Genomic DNA, 12,789 nt, shown 5'->3' with positions numbered 1-12,789 from the left:
TTTTGACTGAAATTTTACTTTTATCCATTTTTTTGTAAAATGTCCCAAAAATTTAAAGGATAAATATGCAAATTTGGGATCTAAAAGCACTTTTTGCAAATGAAAAAGAGTGCAAACAAAACGCACTAAATTTACAAAAAGAGTGCGAGAAATTTAAAGATAAATACCTTGAAATTTATGAAAAATTAAAAACAGAGGAGTTTTTAAAGGCTTTTTGCGAATATGAAAGCTTGATAGCTAAAATTTCAAAGGTAATGACTTACGCTTTTTTAAATTTTGCCAAAGATACAAGCAAGGGCGCATTTTACGCAAAGATCGATGAGATAGCGACAAAAGCAAATGAGAATTTGATATTTTTTGAGATCAAATTTAATGAGTTTGCCCCTGAAAAACAAGAAGAGATCATCAAAAGCTCCAAAAAATATGGCTACTATCTAAGCAACCTCGCCAAAGCAAAACCGCACCAACTAAGCGTTGCAGAAGAGAGAGTGCTACTTCGCACGGCAAGCACCGGAGCTGAGGGCTTTTCAAGGCTTTTTGATGAGAGTATGAGTAAGATGAGGTTTAAATTTAAAGGCGAGCTTTTAAACGAAGAAGAGATTTTAGCCAAGCTTCATGAGAGCGACCAAAGCGTGCGAAAACTGGCCGCCAAAAGCCTTTCAAACGAGCTTAGCAAGCACCAGCACCTCCTTGGCTACATATATAATATGATAAAAACTGATCTAAAAACGAGCTGCGAGCTGCGAAATTTCAAGCTTCCTGAAGAGCCAAGACACCTTGAAAATCAAATCAGCAAAAAAAGCGTTGATTCGCTAATTGCTGTAACGGAGAAAAATTTTGATCTAGTCTCTAAATTTTACGAGCGCAAAAGAGAAATTTTAGGCCTTAAAAAGCTTTATGATTACGATAGATACGCGCCTCTTAGCAGCGAAAGCGAGTATAAATTTGAAGAGTGCAAAAAGATAGTTTTAAAAGCGTTTTGGACATTTTCACCCAAATTTGGCGATATAGCCAAAAGTGCTTTTAGTGACGGCTGGATCGACGTTTATCCTGCGCCAAACAAGCGAGGTGGAGCATTTTCACACTCAGGATCAAGCGACACGCACCCTTATGTTTTGCTAAATCACACAAACCAGCGAAGAGACCTTTTTACGCTAGCTCACGAGCTTGGTCACGCTGTGCATCAAAAGCTATCATATAGCGTAAGCTACCTAAACTCAGACACCCCGCTGACCACGGCTGAGACGGCTTCAGTCTTTTGCGAGATGTTAGTTTTTGATCACATAAAAGACGGCCTTAGCAAAAAAGAGAAAATTTCACTGCTCGCTGGCAAGATCGAGGATATATTTGCCACGCTTTACCGCCAGATAAATTTCACCACCTTTGAAAGGGCTGTGCACGCACACGAGGGCGAGATCAGCCTAGATGAGCTAAATAAAATTTGGCTAAAAGAGAGCAAAAAGATGTTTGGCAAAAGCGTCACACTAAATGACTACTACAAAATTTGGTGGAGCTACATCCCGCACTTCATCCACACGCCATTTTACTGCTACGCCTACTCTTACGCACAGCTTCTTGTGCTTGCACTTTTTGGGCTTTACAAAAGCGGCAAATGCAAAAATTTTGTCGAAATTTACACCGAGTTTTTGAGCCTTGGCGGGAGTCTTAGCCCAAGGGAGCTTGTGGGTAAATTTGGCTTTGATATAGATGATAAAAACTTCTGGCAGATAGGCATAAACGAGGTCAAAAAACTAGTAGATGAGTTTTTAGAAATTTCAAAGGATTAAGATGTTAGACGAAATTTTAGACGATGAGAAATTTGCGCTTTTGATGAAGATGCACGTCTATGAGTGCATTGATTTTTTACTTGAAAAGGGGCTAAATTTCTCAGTTATGGCAAATTTGCCTCTAGTTAGCTTTGAGCCTAGCTTGCCAGATGAGATAAGCAGTGGATTTAGCATGCCAGTCATTATGTTCTCGCTTGGTGGCTACACGCTTGAAAGTGCTAGGCTAACGCAAGATGAGCTTAGCTTTGAGGCTGGCTTTGGCAGTGAAAATTTTGCCTCAGTGGTATCGTTTCCACTTGGCGCTGTGGTTCAAATTTTGGTTGAAAATAGCCCGATCCTTGTAAATTTCTCCATTTATAAGCCAAAAGAGAAGCAAGTCGATCACGCTAAAAAATCAGCCTCAGTCTTTTTGCAAAACCCAAAAAATAAAGATATATTTAAGAAAAAATAGTAATTTTAAGCATTTTTGGCTAAAATCAAAAGAAAATTTAAAAAGCGAAAAATGGAAAATTTACTATCAAATTTAAACGAAGCCCAGCGCGAAGCAGCCACCCACATAGATGGCCCGATGCTCATACTAGCAGGTGCTGGCAGCGGCAAGACAAAGACTATCACGACTAGGCTTGCCTATCTCATCGGCGAGGTTGGCATAGACGCTGCAAACACGCTAACTCTTACTTTTACAAACAAAGCGGCCAACGAGATGCGCAGCAGAGCCATGGCGATGCTAAGCCAAAGCGGCAAAAACTACTCGCCGCTTCTTTGCACATTTCACAAATTTGGACTTTTGTTTTTAAAGCTCTACATAGAAAAGCTTGGCAGAAAAAACAACTTCGTCATCATCGACACAGACGATAAAAAACGCATCATCAAAAGCTTTGAAAGTCCAGTCGCCACTGCTATTTTGTCAAGTGAAATTTCAAACTATAAAAACTCACTTTTAAGCGTCGAAGAGGTCTATAAAAATGCAAATTTCTCTTCATTTGATAAGAGCAAGGACAACTTTTACAAACAAGCAGCGCAAATTTATGAAAAGTACGAGGACTATTTAAAGGCAAACAACCTTGTTGATTTTGACGATTTGCTAGGGCTTACATATAAAATTTTAGACGAAAACGAAGATCTTGCTAGAGAAATTTCAAACCGCTACAAATATATAATGGTCGATGAGTATCAAGACACAAACGATCTTCAGTATAAGCTCCTAAAAAAACTCTGTCTATGCCACGAAAATATCTGCGTGGTGGGCGATGATGACCAGAGTATTTATGGCTGGCGCGGTGCAAAGATAGACAATATCTTAAATTTCAAAGATCAGTTTAGCAACGTAAAGATCATCAGACTTGAGAAAAACTACCGCTCGAGTGAAGCGATACTAAAGGCTGCAAACGAACTGATAGATCATAACCGCAACCGCCTTGGCAAGAAGCTTGTGGGCACAAAAGGCGAAGGCGAAGCTGTAAATTTGATAGAGAGCTTTGATGAGAGCGTCGAGGCTGGCAAGATCGCAAAAAATATAAAAGAGCTTTTAAGCAAAGGCGTGCAGGCAAAAGATATCGCGATCTTATACCGCATAAACGCTCTCTCGCGCTCACTTGAAGATGGGCTAAACAAAGAGCAGATCGCCTATAAAATGGTCGGCGGTGTTAAATTTTACGAAAGAGCCGAGATCAAAGATATCATAAGCTACTTAAGGCTGATAAATAATCCAAACGATGACTTTTCAATAAGACGCATCATCAACCGCCCAAAACGCGGTCTTGGCAAAGTAAGCCTTGATAAGCTTGAAAAGATGGCATTTGAGGGTAAAATTTCAATTTTCGAGGCGATCTCAAACATCTCTGATAACGACGAAGCCTTTAGTAAAAAGGTAAAATCAGCCCTTCTTGAGTTTGCAAACAACCTAAAAGAGCTTCAAGAAAGCAGCTCAGTTTTTGACCTCATAGATAAATTTGAAGCTAAATTTGGCGTGAAAAAATACTACGAGAGCTTGCCAGATGGCGCTGAAAGAGCAGCGAACATCGACGAGTTTTACGCTGTTTTAAAAGATCAGATCAAGCAAAATCCAAGCTTTGATCTAGAAGAGTTTTTAAACGAGATCACGCTAACAAGCGAGCAAGACGGCATTAGCGACGAGGCTATTAGCATTATGAGCGTGCATGCTAGCAAGGGGCTTGAGTTTGAACACCTTTTTGTGATCGGCCTTGAAGAGGGATTTTTCCCACTCATTGGCGATGGTAGCGACATCGAAGAGGAGCGCAGGCTAGCTTATGTGGCGATAACAAGAGCTAAGAGGACACTTAGCCTAAGCTTTGCAAATTCGCGCTTTTATAAAGGTCAGCGCACGAGGCTAAATAAGAGTAGATTTTTAAGCGAGAGCGGTATCACGCATGGCTCGCTAGTTATCGAACAAAGCAATGAATTTAAAAAAGGCGACCTTGTTAAACATAAAATTTTTGGTATCGGCAGGGTGAGCGCGGTTAGCAAGATCAAAAAAGAGTTTAAACTGACTATAAATTTTGGTGGCAATGTAAGAGAGATCATGTCAAGCTTCGTGGAAAAGGCCGTATGAACGCCATTTTCGTGGCAAACAAGCCTGCTGGCATGAGCTCAAACCACTTTTTAGGACGACTAAAGAGAAAATATGGCGTTAAAAAAGCTGGATTTTCAGGCACGCTTGATCCATTTGCGAGTGGCTGTCTGATAGTCGCTTTTGGCTCGTATACGAAATTTTTTAGATTTTTAGACAAAAGCCCAAAGGTCTATGAAGCGACGATCTGGCTTGGAGCTAGCAGTCCTAGCATGGATAATGAAAATATCACTGAAATTTCAAATGTAAAAGAGCTAAATTTAGAAAAACTTGAAGCCATAAGAGGCGAGCTAACTGGTAAGATAAGCTATGTCCCGCCAAAATTTAGCGCCAAACATGTAAATGGCACAAGAGCTTACAAGCTAGCAAGAAGTGGCGAAGAATTTGAGCTAAAGCCAGAGACAATGGAAATTTATGAGAGTGAAATTTTGAATTATTCACACCCTTTTTTGACACTTCGTTTAAGTGTAAGTGAGGGGAGTTATATCCGCTCTTATGCAGAAATTTTTGGGCAAAAAGTTGGTTATAATGTAACTTTAAGCTCATTAAAGAGGGTAAGCGAGGGTAAATTTCGCTATGAAAATGAAAAATTTTTAAATATTTGCAATTTTTTAAATATTGAGCAAAACACGTATTTTGGGGACATTAACAACATACTTGACGGCAAGAAATTAAAAATTAACGATTTTGAAACACAAACACAAGGAATTTATTTGCTAAATTATGATAAATTTATGAGCGTAATCCAAATCATGGATGATACTATAAATTACACTTTAAACAAGGTAGAAAAATGTTAATCTTAGCAAGAAAAGAAAACGAAGAAATTTTACTAGGTAACGACATAAAAGTCGTCGTAGTAAGTATCTCAAAAAGCACCGTTAAGCTTGGTATCGAAGCCCCGCGCAACACAATGATACTAAGAAGCGAGCTGGCAAACGATATCAAAAACGAAAATATCCACGCCACCAAAAAAGCAAGCGAAGCCGATATCCACGAGCTTGCGAAAAAAATCGAGAAATGAAAAGCTTTGCAAAGATCAACGTATTTTTGAAGGTAGTTGGCACCAGAGGCAACTACCACGAAATTTTGTCACGTTTTGTTCTTTGCGAGCAGCTTTTTGATGAAATTTATTTTGAAAAGTCAAATTCTTTTGCTATCGAATGCGACAACAAAGAGATAAAAGAAAACATCATCCAAAAAGCGATAGACGAGCTAAAAAAAGCTGGCTTTTCAAACGAGCTAGATGAGTTTTTTAGCTCTCATAAAATCATCATCAACAAACAAATCCCAATAGGTGCTGGTCTAGGAGGAGGCAGTTCAAACGCCGCCACCTTTTTACTTATGGTAAATGACGAGCTAAATTTAAATATAAAACGCGAAAATTTGATGCAAATAGCCTCCAAAATCGGCGCAGATGTGGCCTTTTTTGTAAGCGGTTACAAGGCAGCAAATGTAAGTGGCATAGGCGAGATCATAGAAGAATTTGACGATGAAGTGCCAAATTTAAATATTTTCACGCCAAATGTTTTTTGCTCCACACCGATGGTTTATCAAGAATTTAGAAGCAATTTCTTACAATACATAGACGTTAATGCTGCAAAAAAGATGCAAAATTTAAAGAGCAAAGAGCTACTTGAAATTTATAAAAACGAGGAGCTAAACGATCTTTTTGCCCCATGCTTTAAGCTCTATCCACAGATGAATGAGTTTAGGGATAAATTTCTAAGCGGTAGCGGCAGTAGCGTATTTAGCGTAAAATAAAAGGTAAAATTTTGATAAAAGATCTAGCAAAAAACAAAAAAGCTTTGCATGACTTTAGCATACTTGAGACCTTTGAGGCTGGCATCGTTTTAAAAGGCAGCGAAGTCAAGGCTCTAAGGGCTGGCAGAGCAAATTTAAAAGATAGCTTTGTGCGCGTCATAAAAGGTGAGCTTTTCTTACTAAACGCCCATATCAGCTATCTTGAAACCACACACAGCGCATTTCGTTTAAATGAGCGAGCAGCCAGAAAACTTTTGATGCATAGAAAGCAGATCGATAAAATTTTCGGTCAAGTCTCACAAGATGGGCTTGCTCTAGTTGTTTTAACACTTTATCTAAGCGATAAAAACATCGTAAAAGCAAGGCTGGCCCTTGCAAAAGGTAAAAATTTGCACGACAAGCGCGAGACTTTAAAAAGACGCGAGGCAGACAAAGAGGCAAGAGCTGCCATAAAAAGATATGTTTAAGGGATAAGATGAAAAATTTACTTGTTTTAATAATCGCTTTATTTGCTTTTTTTGGTTGTGGCGAAGAAGAAAGCAGCAGTGCAAATTTTAAAGAATTTAGCCCAAACGAAGAGATTAAGCTTGTAGATGTAAGCGGCAAGGAGCTTACTTTAGTTAGAAAAGATCATGGCTTTGCTATCAAAAATGATGAAAATAAGGTTTTAATGATCGACATTTTTGGCACATTTTGCCCACCTTGTCAAAAAGAGGCAGCCGAGCTTACAAAATATCAGCTTGAAAACAAAGATAAATTTACGCTAATTGGACTAACTCACTTTGAAAATGTCACAAATGAGTATGTTTTGCATGAATTTATGCAAAAATTTAATGCCTACTACTTCATAACAAACGATCAAAAGATAAATGACAGGCTTGCCGAGCAAATCGTAAGAGATATCGAATACAAACACGAGATCGCACTACCTTTTAAAGTGGTGATAAAAAACGGCGAATATCAAATTTTAACAGACGTAGATAGCGGACAATACGGAGTTAAATACTATCTTGGCGGCATAAAAGTCACAAAAATGAAAGAAGATTTGGCAAAAATCTATGAAACAAAATAAATTTGCCTTATATTTGGAACATCATTTGCTTATAAATGTGTGAAATTTTAGAAGGACTTTAAATGTTTGTTTTAGATAGATCAAAATCTAGCCCACTCGTCGAATCAGCCCTTGCAGGCAGAGAGCTACGCCAAAAGCTCATCTCTGGTAACCTTGCAAATGTTGATACGCCATTTTACAAGGCTAGAGATATAAGATTTGAAGATGTTTTAAGAGAAAAAGCAAATGAAATTTACAACGTTTCAGAGAGCAAAAAACTAAATTTAGCTAAAACAAACGAAGCACACATGGCTGCGGTTGATTTCCCAAAAAGTGACACAGCTCAAATTTTCTTGCGCGATGGCCACATGGCTAGAAACGATGCAAACACGGTTGATCTTGATGTTGAGACAACAGAAATGGGCAAAAATACAGTTATGATAAACGCCCTTGATAGCGCATACAAGGCCCAGGGCAATATCTTTAAAAGCGTAATAGACGCAAGTGCTAAGAACTAGGAGAGATGATGTCATACTTAAATGATTTTGATATTAGCGGATATGGACTAAGCGCGCAACGCTTCAGGATGAACGTCATCAGCTCAAACATAGCAAACGCTCAAACCACAAGAACGGCTGAGGGCGGACCTTACAGAAGACAAGAGGTCATTTTTAAAGAGATGAACTTTGATAAAATTTTAAACGATCAGCTTAAAAGCTCACAAAGTCTGCTTGACTATGAAAATCCACTCGATGATCCAAGCTCACCTAAAAACGCTCACCCTGCCCTAACTAGCGTGATCGTAGATAAAGTGGTGCGTGACGACAAGGACTTTCAACTAAAATACGACCCAAGCCACCCAGACGCAAATGCAAATGGCTACGTCGCATTTCCAAATATAAATCCAGTCATCGAGATGGCTGACTTGCTCGAGGCAACAAGGGCTTATCAAGCAAATGTAGCGTCATTTCAAAACGCAAAGACAATAGCACAAAGTGCGATATCACTTATTTCAGGACAAGCATAATGATAAATAGCATAAATTTAGATAAGTTAAACAAAAACGAAAATTCAAGCAAAATAGCAAAAGCAGGCGAAGAAGGTGGCTTTGAAAACGCACTAAACGACTCTTTAAAAGAGCTAAACAAGGTTCAAATAAATGCCGATAAAGCCATAGCTGATCTCGCAACTGGCGAGGTAAAAGACTTGCACCAAGCAGCTATCGCCATAGGCAAGGCGGAGACCAGCATGAAGCTTATGCTAGAAATTCGCAACAAAGCGCTAAGCGCATACAAAGAAATTTCAAGAACGCAAATTTAAGCCATTGAATGAATTCCAGAAAATCAAAAATAACCATACTTTTTTTATTAATTACTTTTGGAATTTCAATCTTTGTGCTCGTTATATTTTATAGAGCAAGCATCGAGCGAAAGCTTCCTAAGCTTCAAACAAGCGACGTAAATACCGCAATCCGCGGCAATATCGTCACAAAAGACGGCTTTAGCATCTCATCAAGCCAAAAACTCTACAAAGTGATGCTTGACACCAGAAACATCGATCCAAACAAAAAAGAGATGTTTATCAAGCTCTACTCGCTTTATAGCGGTGACGATCCAAACAAAGTAAGAAAGATCATAAATGGCACAAAAGGCCTTGTCACGCTCTCTTACAGCATCGACGCAAAGGGCGCTACCTACCTTCAAGAGCTCTCTAGAAAGCTAAACCGCAAGGGCATTTTGATCTCATATCTTGACCCAAAGACTGGGCTTGCCTCGTTTCAAGGTATGCGCGTAATGGAGAGCGGTCAAAACCGTAAATTTATGTCAAAAGACGCCTTAACGCCAGCTATTGGCTACGTGAGCAAAACAGAGAGCGACGCACTTACCAAAAGTAAAGGCGTAAAAGGACTTGAGAGATACTACGAGGACTATCTAGCTCCGATACAAAACGCCAAAATCCTTGGTCCGCGCGATATCGGCAACAATATAATCCTAACCAGCGATTCAAATTTAGCAACAAGGGTCGATGGCTACAACGCAGTGCTCTCTATACCGCTTAAATTTCAGACCAAGTTAGAGCAAATTTTAGACGAAAAGCGTGAATTTTTAGACGCAAAAGAGTTAATCATCTGCATTATGAATAGCAAAAATGGCGAAATTTTAGCCCTAGCTTCTAGCTCAAGATACGACCCCTCAAACATAAGAAAGCAAGATTACAGCGCACTAAATTCGAGCGCAAGCGAGTATGCATACGAGGTTGGATCGGTTTTTAAGCCATTTATCTTCTCCATACTGCTTCAAGAAAAAAAGGTAAATCCTTTTGAGCTAGTAAATACATACAACGGTCGCTATCAGCTAGGCAAAAGGATCATCAAAGATACCCACCCAGAGCCTTTTATGAGCGCTGAAGACATCATCGTGCATAGCTCAAACATCGGCATGATCCAGCTAGTAGAACGCCTAAATGGTCCTCAAATTTATCAAAGGCTTTTAAATTTTGGCTTTTCAAGAAAGACCGGCATCGATCTGCCATACGAGCAAGTAGGTATGATGCCAACGGTTACTAAACTAAACTCATCAACCTATAAAGCGACAGTTAGCTACGGATACGGCCTTCAAGCGACATTTATGCAGCTTTTAAAAGCTTATAACACCTTTAACAACAAAGGCATCGAGGTGACGCCGCACATGGTGGCATATTTGGAGCGAAACGGCAAGCGCTACGATCTGCCAAAAGCAGAGCCAGCACAGGTCATCTCGCAAGAGACCGCAAAGATAATGAAGAGAATTTTGATAAAAACAGTTGAAAAAGGTACTGGCTTAAAGGCATTTACACCAGGTCTTGAGATAGGCGGTAAAACTGGCACCGCACACATCGCTTCTGGCAAAGGCGGATATAGCAACACCTATAACGGCTCGTTTTTTGGCTTCGTAAACGACACAAGAGGCAACAGCTACACCATAGGCGTTTTAGCAAGAGACCCTAAAAAACCTTACTACTACTTTGGTGCGCAAAGTGCGTTGCCGACATTTAAAAAGGCCGTTGATCTAATGGTTGAAGATGGCTATTTATTCCCAGATCCTAATGTCATAGCTGAGTTTGAAGCCAAAAAAGACAAGCTCAAAAACGACAAAGCAAAACAAAAACCGGCTTTAGATTAAATTTAACTTCTAAGATATAAATATTAAATTTCAAATTTAGAGTTTAAAGTAGAAATTTGGATCTAGGCAAGTGGCCTAAATCCAAAATTTATGCAAGTCCAAGTTCATTTAAGACAGAGCTTAAATTTACAGAATTATTTGTATTTTTGCCAAGGCTATTTTGCTTCTCAAGCAGTGTTTGGCTCGTAAGTGCCATGTTTAGCTCTTTGCGGTAGTCACTTAAAATTTTATCCATGATTTTAAGTAGCTCATTTTTTTGATCCTGCGTTTTAGTCGGATCATTTATGCTTAAAAGCTCGGTTAGCTCCTCTTTTTTCTGAGCTATTTTCTCTTCTATTTTGTTTGAATTTAGCTCATTCACAAAGCCAGCAGCACCGATCTCTGTAAGCCTTTTCTTAAACTGCTCAAGCTTGTCTGAAACCTTTGCCTCGCTTGTGATCTTATCAAGCGTTAGACTTAAAATTTCATCAAAACTATTTTTTTTATCTTTAGTTTTGCTTGAGCCTGACTGCAACAAATAATCGATAATATCGTTATTTTGAACCTTCATACATCTCCTTTTAAATTTGAGATGCTTTTTATAAGCAAGATTTATTCCTAAAGGCTAAATTCTCTAGTGTTTTTTGACTTTTCTAGGATAAAACTAGCAAATTCATCGCTAAAATTTGGACACTCTACCACTTTATAAAAGCTAAAGCTTAGCTCTTTTGCAAGCTTAGCGTACTCGATAACTAGCTCAAAAATGGTCTCAGAGTTGTCTATGCAAAAAGATAGTGGATAGATAAGCGCTTTTTTATTTTCGCACTTTGCCAAAGCCTCATTTAGCGATGGTTCTAGCCATTTAACTGGGCCAAGACGCGACTGATAAGCAAGGCTCACACCTTTAAAATTTAGCCCCTGCTCTTTTAGCATTTTGCTTAAAATTTGCACATGTTCGTTTATGTGTTTTTCGTAGATATCGCCCTTTTCAATGATCTTGCGAGGTAAAGAGTGAGCTGAAAAGATGAGGCTAACATCGCTTATATCGGTATCTTTTACCGCTTCACGGATGTGGGAGATAATGATCTTATTGTAAGCGTCATCATCATAAAATGGCTTACAAAGTGAAATTTTAGCTTTTAGATTAAGCTCCTCTTTTGCCTTTTTAAAATCAGCTAAGCTCGAGGTTATCGTAGTTTGTGAGTGGTGAGGATAGAGTGGTAAAAGCACTATCTCATCAAATTTTTCATACTTTTTTAGCACATCTTTTACAAATGGCGAAGTGTAGTTCATCGCAAAATCAACCGCGTCAAATTCGCTTTTAAGGCTTGAAATTTTCTCACAAAGCTTAGCTGTAAGCTCGCAAAGTGGCGACTTTCCGCCTATTTGCTCGTAGTTGCGCTTCGCAGTTTTTAGCCTGCCTTTTGTGATCATGAAAGCTACAAATTTTCTTAAAAATTTATTTTTTATACCCAAAATATATGGGTCATTAAACATATTTGTTAAGAAAATTTCGACATCGTCAAGGCTGTTTGCACCGCCCATATTTAAAAGCAAAAGAGCTTTTTTCATCAAAATAGTTCTCTTATTTTTATCGCGTCATCAATGTTTGAAAGTTCGCTGCTCTCGCCACTTTGGCAAAGATCGTAAAAGGCCTCGTATTGCGCTTTTAGTTCGCTACTATTTGTATCTATCTTTAAATTCATCTGTCCATTTTCGCTCACTTGATGAAGTTTGTGATCGATAAGATCGCCAAAATAGACGCCATTTTTCGCATTTACCTCTATCTTAAAGCGCTCTAGTGAGCCACAAAATGAGTCAGTGATATGCACTAGAATTTGATTTTTACTTTTAAAGCTTATCGCCGCGTTATCGGCACTTTTGGCATTTGTCTTGTTTGTTTGAGTGTAGTAAAAGTCGCTGACTTCAGAATTTATGATATTTTTTGCTAGGTCAATGTCAGAAACTGAGAGCTCATTTATGATATTTCCGTCACAAAGTGGCTTAAAATGAGCTATAGAAATGCTATAAATTTCCTCTTCTTTTAAAAGTGCTTTTTTAAGTGACAAAATAGTTGGATTAAAACGCTCCGAAATGCCTGTGCAAACCCTAGTTTTGTTTGTTTTGGCGGCATATTTTATCTCTTTAAGATCTGCGATACTTTTAAAAACTGGACGTGAAATGAGGATATTTTGACAATATTTTGCACACTGGCAAAATGCCTCCACCATCTCCTCTCTTGGCGAGCAAAGCACGACTGCTTGAGGCTGGGCAACCTCTATAAATTCTTTAAAATCAGTATAAAAATCAGCTCTGCAAAACTCATCAACATTGTCTTTGTCAAAAATGCCACAAATTTCAAACTCGTTTGAGCGTCTAAGCTCTAAATAATGTTTTTTACCTGTGCTGCAATAGCCAATAATGCCGATTTTTAGCTTCACATTCACCCTTTAAAAC

15 protein-coding genes are annotated in these 12,789 nt (G+C 38.7%); 12 read left to right on the top strand and 3 right to left on the bottom strand.

All coding sequences use genetic code 11. The features are described from left to right. The first annotated feature begins 65 nt into the window (after positions 1–65). The 12 genes from CYO90_RS02020 (at position 66) to CYO90_RS01965 (ending at position 10,353) form a co-directional block, all read left to right on the top strand. Positions 66–1,787, top strand: coding sequence for a M3 family oligoendopeptidase (locus tag CYO90_RS02020; protein ID WP_103578257.1), 1,722 nt, complete (start codon positions 66–68; stop codon positions 1,785–1,787). A gap of 1 nt (position 1,788) precedes the next feature. Next, a complete protein-coding gene (locus tag CYO90_RS02015) occupies positions 1,789–2,238 on the top strand; it encodes a hypothetical protein (RefSeq protein ID WP_021085502.1) in 450 nt (149 codons plus the stop codon). 51 nt (positions 2,239–2,289) lie between these two features. Beyond that, positions 2,290–4,359, top strand: coding sequence for an ATP-dependent helicase (locus CYO90_RS02010; RefSeq protein WP_103578256.1), 2,070 nt, complete (start codon positions 2,290–2,292; stop codon positions 4,357–4,359). Then, a complete protein-coding gene (gene truB / locus CYO90_RS02005) occupies positions 4,356–5,177 on the top strand; it encodes a tRNA pseudouridine(55) synthase TruB (RefSeq protein ID WP_103578255.1) in 822 nt (273 codons plus the stop codon). The genes CYO90_RS02010 and truB overlap by 4 nt, the downstream gene beginning before the upstream one ends. Further along, complete coding sequence (gene csrA / locus CYO90_RS02000; RefSeq protein WP_002941828.1) at positions 5,171–5,401, top strand: carbon storage regulator CsrA; 231 nt, start codon at positions 5,171–5,173, stop codon at positions 5,399–5,401. Before truB ends, csrA begins: the two co-directional genes overlap by 7 nt. Further along, positions 5,398–6,141, top strand: a complete 744-nt coding sequence (locus CYO90_RS01995) for a 4-(cytidine 5'-diphospho)-2-C-methyl-D-erythritol kinase (protein WP_103578254.1) — start codon at positions 5,398–5,400, stop codon at positions 6,139–6,141. The genes csrA and CYO90_RS01995 overlap by 4 nt, the downstream gene beginning before the upstream one ends. 14 nt (positions 6,142–6,155) lie before the next feature. Next, positions 6,156–6,608 carry an SsrA-binding protein SmpB gene (gene smpB, locus CYO90_RS01990; RefSeq protein WP_258030627.1) on the top strand — a complete coding sequence of 151 codons (453 nt, stop codon included), beginning with the start codon at positions 6,156–6,158 and terminating at the stop codon, positions 6,606–6,608. An 8-nt stretch (positions 6,609–6,616) separates the two neighbouring features. Further along, positions 6,617–7,213, top strand: coding sequence for a thioredoxin (locus CYO90_RS01985; protein WP_103578252.1), 597 nt, complete (start codon positions 6,617–6,619; stop codon positions 7,211–7,213). 62 nt (positions 7,214–7,275) lie between these two features. Continuing rightward, positions 7,276–7,710 carry a flagellar basal body rod protein FlgB gene (gene flgB / locus CYO90_RS01980; protein ID WP_103578251.1) on the top strand — a complete coding sequence of 145 codons (435 nt, stop codon included), beginning with the start codon at positions 7,276–7,278 and terminating at the stop codon, positions 7,708–7,710. A gap of 8 nt (positions 7,711–7,718) precedes the next feature. Further along, the gene (gene flgC / locus CYO90_RS01975; protein WP_103578250.1) at positions 7,719–8,219 is read left to right on the top strand and encodes a flagellar basal body rod protein FlgC; all 501 of its coding nucleotides are present in this window, start codon (positions 7,719–7,721) and stop codon (positions 8,217–8,219) included. Further along, positions 8,219–8,512, top strand: a complete 294-nt coding sequence (fliE, locus tag CYO90_RS01970; protein ID WP_021089607.1) for a flagellar hook-basal body complex protein FliE — start codon at positions 8,219–8,221, stop codon at positions 8,510–8,512. The genes flgC and fliE overlap by 1 nt, the downstream gene beginning before the upstream one ends. Positions 8,513–8,520: 8 nt before the next feature. Beyond that, positions 8,521–10,353 (top strand): peptidoglycan D,D-transpeptidase FtsI family protein, encoded by a 1,833-nt coding sequence (locus tag CYO90_RS01965; protein WP_103578249.1) that lies wholly within the window; start codon positions 8,521–8,523, stop codon positions 10,351–10,353. Between the two features lie 88 nt (positions 10,354–10,441). On the opposite strand, the gene CYO90_RS01960 is transcribed toward CYO90_RS01965, so the two are convergent. The 3 genes from CYO90_RS01960 to CYO90_RS01950 are packed head-to-tail and all read right to left on the bottom strand — an operon-like array spanning position 10,442 to position 12,773. Further along, the gene (locus CYO90_RS01960) at positions 10,442–10,903 is read right to left on the bottom strand and encodes a response regulator (RefSeq protein ID WP_103578248.1); all 462 of its coding nucleotides are present in this window, start codon (positions 10,901–10,903) and stop codon (positions 10,442–10,444) included. Positions 10,904–10,950: 47 nt separating this feature from the next. Next, positions 10,951–11,904, bottom strand: a complete 954-nt coding sequence (gene hemH, locus CYO90_RS01955) for a ferrochelatase (RefSeq protein ID WP_103578247.1) — start codon at positions 11,902–11,904, stop codon at positions 10,951–10,953. After that, positions 11,904–12,773 carry a Gfo/Idh/MocA family protein gene (locus CYO90_RS01950; RefSeq protein WP_103578246.1) on the bottom strand — a complete coding sequence of 290 codons (870 nt, stop codon included), beginning with the start codon at positions 12,771–12,773 and terminating at the stop codon, positions 11,904–11,906. The genes hemH and CYO90_RS01950 overlap by 1 nt, the downstream gene beginning before the upstream one ends. Between the last annotated feature and the right edge of the window lie 16 nt (positions 12,774–12,789).

The sequence above is a fragment of the Campylobacter concisus genome, from assembly GCF_002913745.1.
GTDB classification, from domain to species: domain Bacteria; phylum Campylobacterota; class Campylobacteria; order Campylobacterales; family Campylobacteraceae; genus Campylobacter_A; species Campylobacter_A concisus_R.
The sequence above is the reverse complement of the archived record's forward strand: the minus strand, read 5'-3'. Positions and strand labels throughout refer to the sequence as shown.